16 protein-coding genes and 2 riboswitches are annotated in these 14,800 nt (G+C 73.4%); of the genes, 7 read left to right on the plus strand and 9 right to left on the minus strand.

The genetic code is table 11. The annotated features are described in order from the left end of the window. Window positions 1-76: 76 nt before the first annotated feature. Window positions 77-1,477 (minus strand): aminotransferase class V-fold PLP-dependent enzyme, encoded by a 1,401-nt coding sequence (locus ACIPWA_RS13935; RefSeq protein WP_400291043.1) that lies wholly within the window; start codon window positions 1,475-1,477, stop codon window positions 77-79. 40 nt (window positions 1,478-1,517) lie between these two features. Further along, window positions 1,518-1,632, minus strand: a riboswitch (SAM riboswitch). Between the two features lie 98 nt (window positions 1,633-1,730). Next, entirely contained in the window at window positions 1,731-2,615 is an 885-nt protein-coding gene (locus ACIPWA_RS13940) for a phosphotransferase enzyme family protein (RefSeq protein ID WP_400291045.1), read from the minus strand. Window positions 2,616-2,691: 76 nt separating this feature from the next. Beyond that, a riboswitch (SAM riboswitch) is annotated at window positions 2,692-2,784 on the plus strand. A gap of 6 nt (window positions 2,785-2,790) precedes the next feature. Here ACIPWA_RS13940 and ACIPWA_RS13945 point away from each other — a divergent pair. The 5 genes from ACIPWA_RS13945 to ACIPWA_RS13965 all read left to right on the plus strand — a co-directional run bounded on the left by ACIPWA_RS13945 (window position 2,791) and on the right by ACIPWA_RS13965 (window position 7,393). Continuing rightward, window positions 2,791-3,255, plus strand: a complete 465-nt coding sequence (locus ACIPWA_RS13945; RefSeq protein ID WP_400291046.1) for a rhodanese-like domain-containing protein — start codon at window positions 2,791-2,793, stop codon at window positions 3,253-3,255. Window positions 3,256-3,278: 23 nt separating this feature from the next. Beyond that, window positions 3,279-4,538, plus strand: a complete 1,260-nt coding sequence (locus ACIPWA_RS13950) for an O-succinylhomoserine sulfhydrylase (RefSeq protein ID WP_400291611.1) — start codon at window positions 3,279-3,281, stop codon at window positions 4,536-4,538. 124 nt (window positions 4,539-4,662) lie between these two features. Continuing rightward, window positions 4,663-5,709, plus strand: a complete 1,047-nt coding sequence (locus ACIPWA_RS13955; RefSeq protein ID WP_400291048.1) for an LLM class flavin-dependent oxidoreductase — start codon at window positions 4,663-4,665, stop codon at window positions 5,707-5,709. 67 nt (window positions 5,710-5,776) lie between these two features. Next, complete coding sequence (locus ACIPWA_RS13960) at window positions 5,777-6,604, plus strand: MBL fold metallo-hydrolase (protein WP_400291613.1); 828 nt, start codon at window positions 5,777-5,779, stop codon at window positions 6,602-6,604. A 117-nt stretch (window positions 6,605-6,721) separates the two neighbouring features. After that, window positions 6,722-7,393: a DUF1345 domain-containing protein gene (locus ACIPWA_RS13965; RefSeq protein WP_400291050.1), complete on the plus strand. Its 672-nt coding sequence runs from the start codon at window positions 6,722-6,724 to the stop codon at window positions 7,391-7,393. A 9-nt stretch (window positions 7,394-7,402) separates the two neighbouring features. On the opposite strand, the gene ACIPWA_RS13970 is transcribed toward ACIPWA_RS13965, so the two are convergent. From ACIPWA_RS13970 to ACIPWA_RS13990, 5 genes are all read right to left on the minus strand, one after another. Further along, on the minus strand, window positions 7,403-7,684 hold the full coding sequence (locus ACIPWA_RS13970; RefSeq protein ID WP_400291052.1) for a hypothetical protein: 282 nt from the start codon (window positions 7,682-7,684) through the stop codon (window positions 7,403-7,405). Between the two features lie 115 nt (window positions 7,685-7,799). Next, window positions 7,800-8,528, minus strand: coding sequence for a phosphoribosylformylglycinamidine synthase subunit PurQ (gene purQ, locus ACIPWA_RS13975; protein WP_030151044.1), 729 nt, complete (start codon window positions 8,526-8,528; stop codon window positions 7,800-7,802). Next, window positions 8,528-8,800: a phosphoribosylformylglycinamidine synthase subunit PurS gene (gene purS, locus ACIPWA_RS13980; protein ID WP_056652540.1), complete on the minus strand. Its 273-nt coding sequence runs from the start codon at window positions 8,798-8,800 to the stop codon at window positions 8,528-8,530. The genes purQ and purS overlap by 1 nt, the downstream gene beginning before the upstream one ends. A 341-nt stretch (window positions 8,801-9,141) precedes the next feature. Next, window positions 9,142-9,774, minus strand: coding sequence for a DUF5313 family protein (locus ACIPWA_RS13985; protein ID WP_400291055.1), 633 nt, complete (start codon window positions 9,772-9,774; stop codon window positions 9,142-9,144). Beyond that, complete coding sequence (locus ACIPWA_RS13990; protein ID WP_400291057.1) at window positions 9,774-10,175, minus strand: PadR family transcriptional regulator; 402 nt, start codon at window positions 10,173-10,175, stop codon at window positions 9,774-9,776. The genes ACIPWA_RS13985 and ACIPWA_RS13990 overlap by 1 nt, the downstream gene beginning before the upstream one ends. A gap of 114 nt (window positions 10,176-10,289) precedes the next feature. Between ACIPWA_RS13990 and ACIPWA_RS13995 the strand changes: the two genes are divergently transcribed. After that, the gene (locus ACIPWA_RS13995; protein WP_400291059.1) at window positions 10,290-10,673 is read left to right on the plus strand and encodes an HNH endonuclease signature motif containing protein; all 384 of its coding nucleotides are present in this window, start codon (window positions 10,290-10,292) and stop codon (window positions 10,671-10,673) included. On the opposite strand, the gene ACIPWA_RS14000 is transcribed toward ACIPWA_RS13995, so the two are convergent. After that, complete coding sequence (locus tag ACIPWA_RS14000) at window positions 10,640-11,596, minus strand: phosphoribosylaminoimidazolesuccinocarboxamide synthase (protein WP_400291061.1); 957 nt, start codon at window positions 11,594-11,596, stop codon at window positions 10,640-10,642. The two genes, ACIPWA_RS13995 and ACIPWA_RS14000, sit on opposite strands and share 34 nt — an antisense overlap. Before the next feature lie 403 nt (window positions 11,597-11,999). Here ACIPWA_RS14000 and ACIPWA_RS14005 point away from each other — a divergent pair, with 403 nt between their 5' ends. After that, window positions 12,000-12,437, plus strand: a complete 438-nt coding sequence (locus ACIPWA_RS14005; RefSeq protein WP_400291063.1) for a hypothetical protein — start codon at window positions 12,000-12,002, stop codon at window positions 12,435-12,437. A gap of 16 nt (window positions 12,438-12,453) precedes the next feature. Here the strand turns inward: ACIPWA_RS14005 and ACIPWA_RS14010 are convergent, their stop codons facing one another. Next, complete coding sequence (locus ACIPWA_RS14010; RefSeq protein ID WP_400291065.1) at window positions 12,454-14,748, minus strand: substrate-binding domain-containing protein; 2,295 nt, start codon at window positions 14,746-14,748, stop codon at window positions 12,454-12,456. Window positions 14,749-14,800 lie beyond the last annotated feature (52 nt).

Genomic DNA, 14,800 nt, shown 5'->3' on the forward strand with positions numbered 1-14,800 from the left:
GTCGTTCGTGGGCGACGAGGTGACGCACGGGTGAACGTTGCGCTCCGAGGAGTGTCTCCGCAGGTCAGAGGGCCCGTCAGGCCGGCGCCGGACCGCACCCCACGGCGGCCGTGATGTTGCCGACCGCGGCGGTCGCGAACAGCCCGGAGAGCCCTGCGACCTGGAGCAGCGGACGAGGGTCGTCGCTCACGACCCAGCAGCCGTCGACGACCTCGTACCGGGCCTTGGCCCCCTCGCCGACGTAGGCGCGCAGCGCCGCGATCAGGCGCTCGATCTCCTCGCCCGTGGTGCCCACGCCGATCGACGCCCGGATGGCACCGGCCGGGAATCCCAGGCGGGCCAGGAGCGGGTGCGCGCAGAACCGGCCGTCACGCACGCCGATGCCGTGCTCGGCCGACAGGTAGGACGCGACGAGGCCCGCGTCGTGGCCGTCGACCGAGAAGGTCACGACGCCCACGGGGTCCACGGCGTCGGCCCAGGCGCGGACGACGCGCACGCCGTCGATCTCCTCGAGCCCCTCGACGAGACGGGCACGCAGCTCGGTCTCGTGCGCGACCAGCACGCCCGGCTCGAGCGCCGCGAGCGCGTCGCACGCCGAGGCGAGCGCGACCGCGCCGATCACGTTGGGCGACCCGGCCTCGTGCCGCGCCGGGGCGCTCTGCCACGCGGTGCCGTCGAGCGTCACGTTGCGCACCGCGCCGCCCCCGGCGAGGTAGGGCGTCCCGGCGTCGAGCCAGTCGCGGCGCCCCACGAGCGCGCCCGCACCGAACGGCGCGTAGGTCTTGTGGCCCGAGAACGCGACGTAGTCCACGTCGCTCGCGGCGAGCGAGACGCCCCGGTGCGGGACGAGCTGGGCGCCGTCGAGCAGGACCCGCGCTCCGGCGTCGTGCGCCGCGGCGACGACCTCGGCGAGCGGCAGCGACTCGCCCGTGACGTTCGAGGCCCCCGTGATCGCGACGAGCGCGTACGGGAAGCGCGACAGCTCGGCGCGCAGCCCGGACAGGGTCTCGGCGACCGTCGCACCGCCGACCAGGACCGTGGCCCCGCCCGTGCGCTGCCACGGCAGGAGGTTCGCGTGGTGCTCGACGTCCAGCACGAGCACACGGCCCGGCGAACCGTCGGCCTGGGCCGGGACGCAGCCCGCGAGCAGGTTGAGCGAGTCCGTGGTGTTGCGCGTGACGATCGTGACGTCGTCCTCGCGGGCTCCGACGAACGCGCCGATGGTCTGGCGCGCGGCCTCGTAGAGCGCGGTCGACACCTGGGACAGGTAGCCCGCGCCGCGGTGCACGCTCGCGTAGAGCGGCAGGACCTCGTTGACGCGGTCGGCCACGACCTGCAGCGCCGGGGCCGACGCCGCGACGTCGAGGTTGGCGTACGGGACGCTGCGCCCGTCGACGAGGGGGACCAGGGTGTCGCTGCCCACGACGGGCAGCACGGCACACGAGGTAGGGGCTTCGATGACTGCGTGTGCGCTCATGGCACGTCCTCCGGTGGTCGTCGGAGTTCGCCCTGCGGCCCCTCCGCGCTTGCCCCCCTCCTTGTAGAGAGGGACCTGGTCGTCACCCGGGGCACCCCGCCGCGGAGGAGGGTTGCCGGCCAGCAAACCGGGGTTTTGCGCTGGCACTCATGACCTGGTGTCAAGGATGGGCGAGGCCCGCAGAGCGTGTCAACCGGTGGGCACGGCGTCTCGGATGGTGGGCAGAGGGTGCCTGTCAGGCGGGCGAACCCGCTCAGCGAGGCGACGCGTCCGCGAGCGCCTGAATGTGTCGCGCGTCGGCCCGGTACATGGCCGCGTGCTCCCGGAAGTCGTCCCGCCCGGTCGCTGACGCCCTCTCGTCGGTGAAGGCCGCGAGCTCGTCGAGCCGCGCGACCACGACGGTCAGGACCTCGCGACGCGAGTACCGCATCCCGTACGCGGCGACCAGGGCGTCGAGCCGCGCCAACGGGTCCAGCCGCCCGACGACGTCGGCTCCCTCCCCGTCCCCGGCGTCCGCCACGAGGGGCACGAGCCGGTAGCCGAGGTAAGCCAGGTCCCAGATCCGGGGGCCGGGGCTCGCGGTATCGAAGTCGATGAGCCCGACGACGACCCCGTCGCGAAAGACCAGGTTGTACGGGGCGACGTCGTTGTGGCACACGACCTCGGCGGGCTCGTGTGGTGCGCTCTGCCAGACGGGTGGCGCGGGCGCGTCGCCCGCGGCGAGGAAACCGACGCTCGCGTCGTGCACGCGCCGCAGCAGCGCGCCCGCGTCACGGAGCACCGACTCGTCCCAGACCCACAGGGGAAGGGGGTAGTTCGCGACGTCGCCCGGGAGGTAGGACAGGACCTCGCGCCCCTGGTCGTCGGTCCCCAGCGGCTCGGGCACCTCGGTGACGCCGCTCGCCCGCAGGTGCGCCAGGAGGGCCTGGACCGTGGGTGTCCACGGCCCGGCGGTCCGGCGGACCGTGTCACCGCTCCGCACGACGGTCGAGGAGTTGCCCCCGGTCAGGACCTCCTCGGGCGGGCTCTGCTCACGACCGCCTGCCGTGAGATAGAGGGCTTGCGTCGAGGTAGAGGCCCCGAGCCCGCTGTCTCGACGGGAATCCTCTACCTCGTGGCGGCGCGCAGGGTGCTCCATGCGCAGCAACCTATCCCCTGCCCACCCTGCGAGACACCCGTTTCACTCCGTGGGAACGGTGACGTACGATCCGACGCAACCATCCAGAGCGGCTGAGTGACTTGGCACGATGACGCCGCAGCAACCCCCCGGTGACGGGCGAGGGTGCTACCGCCACGACCGATGGAGGATCACCATGAGTGCCCCCGACCGCGCGACCGCTGCACCGGTCCCCGACGCCCGGCCCGCCGCCGGCTACGCCGGCGACATCACGCCCCAGCAGGCGTGGACCCTTCTCCAGGCCGACCCGCACGCCGTCCTCGTCGACGTCCGCACCGACGCCGAGTGGCGCTTCGTCGGCGTCCCCGACCTGTCCTCGACGGGCCGCGAACCGGTCCTGACCCAGTGGGTCACGCTCGACGGCCGGCCCAACCCGTCGTTCGTCACGGACCTCGCTGCGGCCGGCGTGACACCCGAGACCCCCGTCGTGTTCCTGTGCCGCTCGGGAGCCCGTTCGATCGGCGCGGCCAAGGCCGCGACCGCCGCCGGCCTGGGCCCCGCGTACAACGTCCTCGAAGGCTTCGAAGGAGCGCTCGACGGCGCCGGTCACCGTGGTTCCGACGGCTGGCGCGCAGCGGGCCTCCCCTGGAAGCAGTCGTGAGCGCCGGCACCGGGGACGGCGTCCTGCGCATCCCCGCCGGGATCCCGGGCGGCTCGGGCCGCGGCCCGCTGCCCCGCTCGGTGCGGCCCGACACCCTCGCGGTGCGCGGCGGCCACGCTCGCTCCGACTTCGAGGAGACGAGCGAGGCGCTCTTCCTCACGCAGGGCTACGTCTACGGGAGCGCCGCCGAGGCCGAGGCCGCCTTCGCGGGCGAGGTCGACCGCTTCATCTACTCGCGCTACGGCAACCCGACCGTGCACACGTTCGAGGAGCGGCTGCGACTCATCGAGGGCGCCGAGGCCTGCTACGCCACGGCGTCGGGCATGTCCGCGGTCTTCACGTCGCTCGCGGCCCTGGTCGGTTCCGGGTCGCGCATCGTCGCGGCCCGCGCCCTGTTCGGCTCGTCGCTCGTGATCTTCGACGAGATCTTCGCCAAGTGGGGCGTGCGCACCGACTACGTCGACGGTCACGTGCTGTCGCAGTGGGAGGAGGCGTTGTCGACCCCCGCGGACGTCGTCTTCTTCGAGACCCCGTCCAACCCCATGCAGGACGTGATCGACGTGCGCCGCGTGAGCGACCTCGCGCACGCGGCGGGGGCCGTCGTCGTGCTCGACAACGTGTTCGCGACCCCCGTGCTGCAGAAGCCGCTCGAGCTCGGCGCGGACGTCGTCGTGTACTCGGCGACCAAGCACATCGACGGCCAGGGACGCGTGCTCGGCGGCGCAATCCTGGGGTCCGAGGAGTACGTCAAGGGCCCGGTCCAGACCTTCATCCGCAACACCGGACCCTCGCTCAGCGCGTTCAACGCGTGGGTCCTGGTCAAGGGCCTCGAGACCCTGTCGGTGCGCGTCAAGGCCCAGAACACCGCGGCCCTCCAGGTCGCGACCGCGCTCGAGGAGCTGCCCGGCATCACGGCCGTGCGCTACCCGTTCCTCGCCTCGCACCCCCAGGTCGAGCTCGCCAAGGCCCAGCAGAGCGGCGGCGGGACGGTCGTGACGTTCAACCTCGACGTGCCCGGCGCCGACGACCCGGGCACGGACGCCGAGCTCCTCAAGAAGCGCACGTTCCAGTTCCTCGACGCCCTGCAGATCGTGGACATCTCCAACAACCTGGGCGACGCCAAGTCCCTCATCACGCACCCCGCGACCACGACGCACCGCAAGCTGGGCGCGGAGGGCCGTGCCGCCGTCGGGATCGCGGAGACGACCGTGCGCCTGTCGATCGGCCTCGAGGACCCGCTCGACCTGATCGAGGACGTCGAGCAGGCGCTCGCCGCGCGCTGAGCCGCCCGCCGCACCGCTGGGTGCGGAGTTCTTGCGCGAAATGCCCGGCGTGTCGCGCAAGAACTCCGCACCCAGCGACAGCAAGCAGGAATACCCCGACCGCCTCCCGGGGTTGGACCTGGCGATGACTACCTCGCCGCGCCTCTCCGTCCTCGACCTCGTCCCCGTCCGTTCGGGACAGTCAAGCTCCCAGGCCATCGCCGCGTCCCTGGACCTCGTGCGCCTCGCCGACCGCCTCGGCTTCACGCGCTACTGGTTCGCCGAGCACCACAACATGCCAGCGGTCGCCGCGTCCGCCCCGCCCGTCATGATCGCGGCGGCCGCCGCGGTGACCGAACGGATCCGCGTCGGCTCGGGCGGCGTCATGCTCCCCAACCACGCGCCGCTCGTCGTGGCCGAGCAGTTCGCGGTCCTCGAGGCCATGGCCCCGGGACGCGTCGACCTGGGGATCGGCCGGGCGCCCGGCAGCGACCCCGTCGTCACGGCCCTGCTCCGCAGCAGCGGCCCCACGTCCGACGTCGACCGCTTCCCCCAGCACGTCCAGGACATCCGCTCGCTCATGAGCGCCGAGGGCGCCTCGGTCCGCCTCACGAGCGGACAGGTCTACGACGTGCACGCAACCCCGGCCGCCGAGTCCGTGCCGACCGTCTGGCTGCTCGGGTCGAGCGACTACTCGGCACGCCTGGCCGCCGAGCTCGGCCTGCCGTACGTGTTCGCCAACCACTTCTCAGGTCAGGGCATCGACGAGATCCTCGCGCTCTACCGCGACGGCTACCGCCCGTCGCCCGAGCACCCGGCGCCGGAGACGTTCCTGACGGTCAACGTGTCGGTCGCCCCGACGCTCGCCGAGGCCCGTGCGCGCGCGCTGCCCCAGGCCCGCATGATGGCCCGCCTGCGCTCGGGCAAGCCGCTGGGCGCCCAGGAGACGGTCGAGGACGCGGCGTCGACGCCGCTCGACGGGCTCACGTCCCAGATGGCCGACGAGATGCTCGACCGCTGGATCGTCGACGAGCCCCAGGCTGCCGCGCGTCGCGTGCGCGAGCTGGCCGCCCGGCACGGCGTCGACGAGGTCATGGTCGTGCCCGTCGCGGCGTCCCGCGCCGACGAGTCGCTCGACGCGACGCCCGGCCGCACGCAGACGCTCGAGCTGCTCGCGGACGCGCTCGCCTGACGACCGTCCTGTGAACCCGACGCGGCCAGAGCGCACCCGACCGCCCGCCGACGCGGCGCCGTCGGGCGTGCCCGTGCGCGTCACGGACCACGCCTCGGTGCTGCTCGCCCCGAACCCCGGACCCATGACGCTCGACGGGACCAGGTCCTACGTCCTGGCCGCGCCCGGCGCGCGCACGCGCGTGGTCGTCGACCCCGGGCCCGACGACGTCGCTCACCTCTCGGCCCTGGCCGACGGGCCGCGCGTCGAGCTGGTCCTCGTCACGCACCGGCACGCGGACCACACCGCAGGGGCGGCGCGCTTCGCCGAGCTCACCGGGGCGCCCGTCCGGGCGGCCGACCCCGTCCACTGCCACCCCGCGGGGGGCGGGCCGCTCGGCGGGTCAGCGCACGGGGGAACGGTCGAACCGCTGCACGGGGGCGAGGTCCTCCATGCGGCCGGGCTGCGGATCGAGGTCGTCGCGACCCCGGGCCACACCGCCGACTCCCTGAGCTTCCGCCTGCCGGACGACGGCCCGCGCGGATCGGTGCTGACGGGCGACACGATCCTCGGGCGCGGCACCACGGTGATCTCCGCGCCGGACGGCTCGCTGAGCGACTACCTCACGAGCCTCGACACGCTCGAGGCGTTCGGGGCCGCGACGGTCCTGCCCGCGCACGGCCCGCACCTGGACGACCTGTCCGCCGTCGTGCGGGCGTACCGCGAGCACCGGCTGGGGCGACTCGCCGAGGTGCGCGCGGCCCTCGCCGCGGCCCGGCTCGCGGGAGACCCCGTGACCGACCGGCTCGTCGAGCAGGTCACGGCAATCGTCTACGGCGCCGTCACCCCCGGGGTGCTCCCGGCCGCCCGGCAGAGCGTCCGCGCCCAGCTCCGGTACCTCGCCGAGCGCGCGTAGCGCGACGGGCACGGCGAGACCGCAGCGCACGGTGCCGCAGATCCGCGCGCTCGAGCCGGAGCGGCGGAGACGCCGATCCGGCGCGACGGGCCGTGGGGCCGGTGGTTGACTGACCGCGTGACTCCCTCGATCCCCGACCTCCCCACGTCCCCCGCCCGCCGCGACGCCCTGGGCGCGGGTCCCGTCGTACGCCTCGGTGTCGGTGCTGTCGTGGGGATCGCCGCGGGCCTCTGGTTCGGCACGCAGGGCTACCCCCGGTTCGCGGTCCTCGCCGGATGGAGCGTCGCCGCGCTCGTCTTCACGGTGTGGACCTGGGTCGTGGTCGCACCCATGGACGCGCGGCTGACCGCGAGCCTCGCGACCCGCGAGGAACCGTCCCGGCGTGTGACCCACCTGTTCATCGTCGCGGCCTCGCTCGCGAGCCTCGTGGGAGTCGCGCTCCTCCTGCTGGCGTCACCCGAGAAGAAGAGCGCCCAGGCCGTGAGCGCAGTGTTCGCCGTGGCGTGCATCACGGTCTCGTGGGCGGCGGTCCACACCCTGTTCGGGCTCGCCTACGCCCGTCTGTACTACACGGGCGAGGACGGCGGGATCGACTTCAACCAGATCGAGCCGCCGCGCTACCTCGACTTCATGTACGTGGCGTTCACGGTCGGGATGAGCTTCGCGATCTCCGACACCAACGTCACGTCGGGAGAGATCCGGCGGACCGCGCTGGGCCACGCGTTGCTGTCCTACTTGTTCGGGACCGTGATCATCGGTGCGGTCGTGAACCTCGTCGCAGGGCTCTGAGGCTCTGCGTCACCGGGCCCGGCGCGTCAGGACGCTCGACACGAGCGCCGCGACCGCGGCGACCGCCATGACCAGGAACAGGGCGACGGCGACCCGTAGCGGGGTGTACGCGATGCGCTCGGCCATCTCTCCGGCGGGGCCGGTCCAGGCCCACCCGGTGATCACTGCCTCGGCGCGCGTGGCAATGGCCCCGACCCGTCCAGGAGCCGCGCCCAGCGCACCGGCGACCCACGCGAGGCAGTCGATCATGAAGGCGCCGAACGTGGAGGAACCGGACAAGAAGGTGGGCACGGGAACAAGGGTAGCGGGTTGCGCTCTCGCCGCGCGGCAGCGCTCGGGGTGACATGCCGACGGCGGGGCTCACCTCCTGGGTGAGCCCCGCCGTCGGGCAGTGCTGGTGCTGCGGTCAGGCCTGGACGAGCGTGCTCAGCACCGAGGTGAAGAAGCCCAGCCCGTCGGTGCCCGCACGGGGCCCGGACTCGTTCGCGGGGCCGAACCCGGCCTCGACCGCGTGCTCGGGGTGCGGCATGAGGCCCACGACGTTGCCCGCCGCGTTCGAGATGCCCGCGATGTTGCGGCGCGACCCGTTCGGGTTCCAGCCCTCGTAGCGGAAGACCACGCGGCCCTCGGCCTCGAGCTCGTCGAGCGTGCGCTCGTCGGCGACGAACTGGCCGTCCTGGTTCTTGAGCGGCACCGTGATGCGCTGGCCCGCGGTGTAGTCGCGCGTCCAGGCCGTGTCAGCGTTCTCCACGACCATGGTCTGCTCGCGGCAGATGAACGCGAGGTGGTCGTTCTTGATCATCGAGCCGGGCAGCAGGTGCGCCTCGGTGAGGATCTGGAAGCCGTTGCAGATGCCCAGGACGGGCAGGCCGCCCTTGGCCGCGTCGACGAGCGAGTCCATGACGGGCGCGAAGCGGCTGATCGCCCCGGCACGCAGGTAGTCGCCGTACGAGAAGCCGCCCGGGAGCACGACCGCGTCGACCCCGTGCAGGTCCGCGTCCGCGTGCCACAGGGACACGGGCTCGCCGCCGGCCAGGCGCACGGCACGGGCCGCGTCCCGGTCGTCGAGCGTGCCGGGGAACGTGATGACACCGATCCGGGCCGTGGCCAGGCCGGTCGCTGCGGGGGCGCTCATCAGGCGCTCTCCCCGCCCAGCTCGGCCGTCAGCTCGGCGACGAGGACGACGTCCTCGATGACCGGGTTCGACAGGACCTTCTCGCCGGCCTCGCGGGCCGCGGCGAGCACCTCGGGGGTGACGTCACCCTCGACCTCGAGCTCGAACCGCTTGCCCTGGCGCACGCTGGTGAACTGGGTGAAGCCCAGGCGCGGGAGCGCCCCGACGACGGCCTTGCCCTGCGGGTCCAGGATCTCGGGCTTGGGCATGACCTCGACGACTACGCGTCCCACGGGAGCTCCTCGGGAAGTTGGTCCGGCCGCTCGGCTCGGACAGGTCCGCACGAGGCTCGGGGCGCGCCGCGAGGGCGGCGACCGGGTCGCACGGATCTCGGTGGGTGGGGATTCCGGGGCCAGTTTACCTGGGCCGCGCACGAGGCAGGGTCGCGTCTCAGGCGGCGGGCGCGGGTGCGGGCTGGGCGAGGCCGGCCGATGGTCGAGCGTGGTGCCGAGCACGAGGTTGCGGTCGTTCTGCGCGTCAGAACGAACGCAACCTCGTGCTCGACCGCAGGGATCTCCCGGCCCGACGGCGGAGCGCGCCTTCGGAGTCCTGTGCGGCCTCGCGGGTTCAGGGCTCAGGCGCGGTCCTGGTCGCTCCCTGTCTGGCCACCCGTCGTCACAGTCGCTGGCCGCATCTGCTCGGGCACGTTGCCGTAGACGACGTGCCGGTACCAGGCGTCGCGCGTACGACTCTTGCGCATCAGGGTCCCCGAGAGCAGCGCCAGGGCGGCGAAGAAGACCCAGAACTGCCACGCCGCGAAGAGGGTGTCCAGAAAGCGAAAGGTGCCGGGCAGGTCGACGAACAGGTCGATCACTCCGAACAGTCCGAAGATGAACCCCCAGGACATGACGGTCGTCCACACGTAGTCCCGCACCGAGTAGAACGCGCCCCTGATGTCGTCGGCGACCCACCACCAGTACCGCGCGGGCAGCCGCAGACCGAACCGGTACAGCACCCACCGCCACAGCGGCGGTCGCTCGCGCCACCGCAGTCCCCACCCCGCGCGCAGCAGGCCACGGACCTCGTCGACACTCAGCCGGTCGGGCACGGGCGCACCGGTCGCCTCGGCCACTGCGAGCGCCACGTCCTGCTGGACGGCGAGCAGCTCGTCGCCGTGGACCTCGCGCCAGCGGCGCGGGTAGGCGCGCGCCCAGAAGCGCGCGGACCGTTCGAAGCTCTCGTGGCGCGTCAGGTCGCGGCGGCGCATCAGGCCAGCCCTCCCGCGAGGCGGCGGCCCGACGTCGGGCGTGCTGCCGTGCCCCGCCGGTCGAGGGCCTTCTGCGCCCTGGCGGCGAGCTCGCGGAGCCGGGCCGTCTCCTGCTCGGCCACGCGACGGCCGTCGTCGGTGATCCGGTAGTAGCGGCGCAGACGACCGTCGACCACCTCCTCGCCCGAGGGCTCGACGAGCCCCGCACCCGAGAGCCGGTCGAGGTTGCCGTACAAGGTGCCGGCCCCCAGCGCCGTGGCGCCGTCCGACAGCTCGGCGACCGCCTGGATCACGGCATAGCCGTGGAGCGGCTCGGGCGTGAGCGAGAGCAGGATCAGGTAGGCCTGCTCGGTCATGCGGAACGGCTTGGCGCCCGGCGGGCCACTCGCAGCGGAAGTCATGGTCGATATATATCGCGCAACGACTCATGCAGCAACGGGGCGCGCCGGCCGCACTGCTCGACGGCTCCGCGGGTCCGCGGGTCCTTGTCGGACCCGGACACTACGATCGAACACATGTTCGATTCGCTGCTCGAAGCCCGCCCTGGGCCCGGGGTCCAGGTGATCGCTGCCGTCCTCTCGCGCGACCGCACGTGCACGTTCCCGGGGTGCGCCGTGCCCGCGTTCCGCTGCGACCTCGACCACGTCAGGCGCCCGTCCCCGCCGGGACCGGGCGTGACGCAGGAGACCACGGACGTGGGTCCCGACGAGCTCATCTCGCTGTGCCGGCACCACCACGTGGTCCGGGCGCGGCACGGCTGGCGCCCCGAGCTCGCGATCGACGGCACGGTCCGCTGGACGTCACCGACGGGGCACCGCTACGTCCGCGAGCGCCCCGGCACCGTGGTTCAGACGAGCACTGCCGCTCAGAACAGGGAGTCGCCCGTGATCCGCTCGTAGGCCTCGAGGTAGCGGTCGCGCGTGCGCTCGACGACGTCGGCAGGCAGCGACGGCGGCGTGGCGTCGGACGCGCGGTCCCAGCCCGAGGCGTCGGAGGCGAGCCAGTCGCGGACGTACTGCTTGTCGAAGCTCGGCTGCGACTGCCCCGGCTGCCACTGGTCGGCAGGCCAGAAGCGCGACGAGTCGGGGGTCAGCACCTCGTCGCCCAGGACGGTCGCGCCCGTGACGGGGTCCACGCCGAACTCGAACTTGGTGTCGGCGAGGATCACGCCGCGCTCGCGCGCGATCTCCTCGGCGCGCGAGTAGACCGCGAGCGTCAGGTCGCGCAGCCGGGTCGCGGCCTCGAGCCCGATGGTCTGGGCGACGACCTCGAACGACACGTTCTCGTCGTGCTCGCCGACCTCGGCCTTGGCCGCGGGCGTGAAGATCGCCTCTGGGAGACGCGAGCCGTCGACGAGCCCCTCGGGCAGAGGAACACCGCACACCGTACGGTCCACGCTGTACTCGACCAGGCCGGATCCGGTGAGGTAGCCACGGGCCACGCACTCGACCGGGAACATCTCGAGGCGGCGGCAGATCATGGCGCGACCGGCGACGACGTCCGGCACCAGGCCGTCACCGGGCATGGCGCTGGCCTCGGTGCTCACCACGTGGTTGGGGACGAGGTCGGCGAGCTTGTCGAACCACCACAGGCTGAGCTGGGTCAGGACGACCCCCTTGTCGGGGATGCCCGGCGACAGGACGTGGTCGAACGCGCTCACGCGGTCGCTCGCGACGACCAGGACGACGTCACCGAGCGGGTGAGCCCCGCCGAGCTGCGCGAGGTCGGGCTCGTAGAGGTCGCGGACCTTCCCCGAGTAGACGTGCCGCCACCCCGGCAGGTCGAGGTGGGCCGTGTCGAGAGCGTCGCGCGAGTCAGTCACGGCGCCTAGTCTCTCATCCGGCGCACGCACGGTTCGGGGCGTCCGGATGGCGAGGCTCCGGCCTGCCGGACACCGCGACGTTCACTCAGGTCACCCGGGTCGGGGGTGTTCCGGGCCCACCGGGCCCACGGGGCCCACGGGGCCCACGGGCCGTGAACGTCCCGCCACCTGTGCCCTCCGGGCTCCCCGTCCGAGCCTCGTGCTGACATACCTCGTGCTGACATGCCTCGGTCCGCCGCCATGTGCACGGACCGACGCCACTGCTCGCCGCACGACCGCGTCTCGGTGAGCCGTGTAGGGTCCTGGCAACGGTTTCGGGGCAGATGTCACCCACGACCCGGAGCGATGGAGCCCCGGCCTCGACGAGGAGGTCGTGCTGGGGCAGAAGGGCGGTTCAGGTCGGATGAGGCAGAGCATCTTGCTCAGCGCAGCACTCGTCGGCACGCTCGGGCTCACGTCGGGGTGCGCCGGCATGGGCGTTCCCCGTCTCGATCCACTTCCCACCCCGACCGGACCGGTGCCGTTCGCGTACTGGCTCCCGTCCGAGCCGGGAGGAGACGCGGCGCAGCTCGAGGGCACGCTCGTGGAAGAGGACGGCTGCCTGTACGTCGACGCTGATTCGACGAGGTACCTTCCGGTCTTTCCCGCGGGTGCGGTCGCCTGGGACGGTTCGACCCTGACGACCACCAACCCGAGAGACCCCGCGACGAGGGACGACGTCGTCCCGGGCGAAGAGATCTCCCTGGGCGGCGGGGGCGGCGAAGGGATGCCAGGGCCCACCACCGTGGTCCCTGACGCCTGCGACCTGGCGGACGGGTACTTCGTGGTCGCCGCACCCTAGGCGCTGGGGAGCCGGGTCAGACGGGCCGCGAGCGATCGGGCAGGAAGACCCCCCGGAGAGCTGCCTCCCGACGCTCGTCGGACCGGTCCGTCATGACCCCGACCATGCGCGTCGGGCAGCCAGCGCCGTCGCTCACGGTCACGGCACGGCAGGCCACGCGCAGGTAGCGGCCGTCGGCGGCTCGTAGGCGGTGCTCGAGGTCGAGCGACCCGCCGGCCCCGCCGAGCTGGGCCGCGAGCGCGACCTGGACGGCCTGCAGGTCCTCGGGGTGGACACGGTCGATCCACTCGTCGGGGTCGGCGGCCCGCACGTCGTCGGCCGGCAGGCCGAGCATCGACCGCCAGGACGGCGAGAAGTAGACCGTGCCGGTCGCGACGTCCCAGTCCCACGTCGCGTCGTACGCCGCGACCGAGGCGAGGGCGTAGCGTTCCTCGCTCGCGCTGATCTCCTCGGCCAGGCGTCGCTCACGACGTGCGGCCTCCTCGAGCTCGGTCCGCTGGGCGCGCAGCGCGGCCAGGTGGTGCTCCTGGTCGAGCGCGACCGCGAGCATGGCCGCCCAGTGGTTGTACTTCTCGCGCGCGCTCGTCGCCCGGGTGTCGACGGGGCCGCCGATCACGAGGTACCCCCAGTCGCTCGCGTCGAACGCGACGGGGATGACGAACGAGAGTGCGTTGGCGCTCAGCAGAGCCCGGGGCGGGAACTCCGCCGCGGGGTACCGGTGGCCGACGAGCCGTTGACCGGCAGTGCTGCCCCGGACCCCCGCGACCTCGAGGACACCGCCCGCGGGGCCCCCGCCCGGTGGGACCCACAGCGCGATCGCCGCCGGGCCGGCCTGCCCTCGGGGCAGCCACTCGAGGTGCCGCAGGGACGCGCTGTCTGCGTGCATGAGCTCGAGGTCGAGCTCGTACTGGTCGACCATGGCCCGTTCGAGGTGGCCCGAGCGGACGAGGAGCCCGTGCGTGCACCCCTTCGAGAGCGCGACGAGGATCTCGGTCGTCACGTCACCGAGCGCCCGGGCACGACCCTGCGGTCGCGCGCGGGCCGCGCCACCGAGCGGTCCCGTCGCCACCCGGCGCTTGATGCCCCCCAGGAGCTCCGCCTCGAGCGCGCGCACGACGGGCACGAGCTGCTCGAGCGCCTCGGGGACGGGACGCAGGACCGCAGTCCGGTCGGCGAGCGCACGGTAGGAGTGCGACGTGGGCACGGTCGCGTCAACAGCGGCGTCGGTCATCATCCCGACGACGGCCCGCACCCACCCTCCGACGGCGCTCTCCCCCGCTCCGGACGACCCCGCGCTCCCCGGACGCGGCTTCGCACGCAGGACCACGGCGTCGTCGAGCACGGCGCGCGCCACGGCGGCGAGGCGCGCCGCCGCGGAACCGTCGTCGGCGGTGCCCGCGCTGCGCGGCACCCCGTCGACGAGCAGGTCGGTCCGCGTGCCGTCGACACAGCCGCAGGACTCGCGGCAGACGAGGGTCGCGTCCGCGAGATGCTCGCCCGGCCCGACCCGCTCGCCGTGCAGGCGCGCGAGCAGGAGCTCGGCGGCGAGCTCTCCGACGCGGTCGTGGTGCGGGTCGACCGACGAGAGCCGAGGGCGTGCCCGCGCGCCGCCGTCGGAGTGGTCGAACCCGATGAGCGCCTGGTCGCGCGGCAGCACGAGCCCCGAGTCGGTCAGTGCGCGCAGGAAGCCGACCGCGTTGCGGTCGGTGCCCGCGATGGTCGCGGTCGTGTCGAGCCCCTCGTCGAGCGCGACCCGGGCGGCCGCCGCGCCGGCGGCCTCCTGGTTGTCGCGCGTCCGGTAGACCCACTCGGGGCGGGGCTCGATCCCGTGGGCGCGCAGCGCTGCCTCGTACGCGGCGTGCCGCTCCGCCAGGTCGTGCTGGCGCGGGTTCCCGAGGAACCCGATCCGTTGGTGCCCGTGCTGGAGGAGGTGCTCGACGGCGGCGCGCACCCCGCCCGCGTTGTCGGGCGTGACCACGGGAGCCCGCAGGTCGTCGACGGTCTCGCTGATGACGACCAGGGGCTTGCCCGACCGGTCGAGGGCGCGCAGCACGTCGTGCTCGACGGCCGACGTGACCACGATGACCCCGTCCATCGCGTCGAGCCCGGCGATCGGCCGGTGCGGCGGCTGGTCGGGGAACTCGTCCCGGTCGAGGTCGGCCGGGTACGTCTGGACCGCGACCACGCGATGCCCGCCCGCGCGCAGGCCACGTGCGATCCCTGCGAGGACCTTCCCGAAGTAGAAGCCGCCCACGACCGGCGAGAGGACACCGATCGTGAGGTTTCGTCGGTGGGTCGTGACATCGACCATGGCGCTCACCCCGTCGTGTACCTGATTCCCCCCTGACGGCTCGCCGTCGAGC

It is taken from the genome of Oerskovia enterophila (assembly GCF_044748475.1).
In the GTDB taxonomy this organism is placed as follows: Bacteria; Actinomycetota; Actinomycetes; order Actinomycetales; family Cellulomonadaceae; genus Oerskovia; species Oerskovia enterophila.

Coding starts and splice junctions, on each gene's coding strand:
- ACIPWA_RS13990 (WP_400291057.1), bottom strand. CDS start 10,175: ATGACTTCCGCTGCGAGTGGCCCGCCGGGCGCCAAGCCGTTCCGCATG.
- ACIPWA_RS14005 (WP_400291063.1), top strand. CDS start 12,000: ATGAGGCAGAGCATCTTGCTCAGCGCAGCACTCGTCGGCACGCTCGGG.
- ACIPWA_RS13940 (WP_400291045.1), bottom strand. CDS start 2,615: ATGGAGCACCCTGCGCGCCGCCACGAGGTAGAGGATTCCCGTCGAGAC.
- ACIPWA_RS13995 (WP_400291059.1), top strand. CDS start 10,290: ATGTTCGATTCGCTGCTCGAAGCCCGCCCTGGGCCCGGGGTCCAGGTG.
- ACIPWA_RS14010 (WP_400291065.1), bottom strand. CDS start 14,748: ATGGTCGATGTCACGACCCACCGACGAAACCTCACGATCGGTGTCCTC.
- ACIPWA_RS13985 (WP_400291055.1), bottom strand. CDS start 9,774: ATGCGCCGCCGCGACCTGACGCGCCACGAGAGCTTCGAACGGTCCGCG.
- ACIPWA_RS13945 (WP_400291046.1), top strand. CDS start 2,791: ATGAGTGCCCCCGACCGCGCGACCGCTGCACCGGTCCCCGACGCCCGG.
- ACIPWA_RS13955 (WP_400291048.1), top strand. CDS start 4,663: ATGACTACCTCGCCGCGCCTCTCCGTCCTCGACCTCGTCCCCGTCCGT.
- ACIPWA_RS13935 (WP_400291043.1), bottom strand. CDS start 1,477: ATGAGCGCACACGCAGTCATCGAAGCCCCTACCTCGTGTGCCGTGCTG.
- purQ (WP_030151044.1), bottom strand. CDS start 8,528: ATGAGCGCCCCCGCAGCGACCGGCCTGGCCACGGCCCGGATCGGTGTC.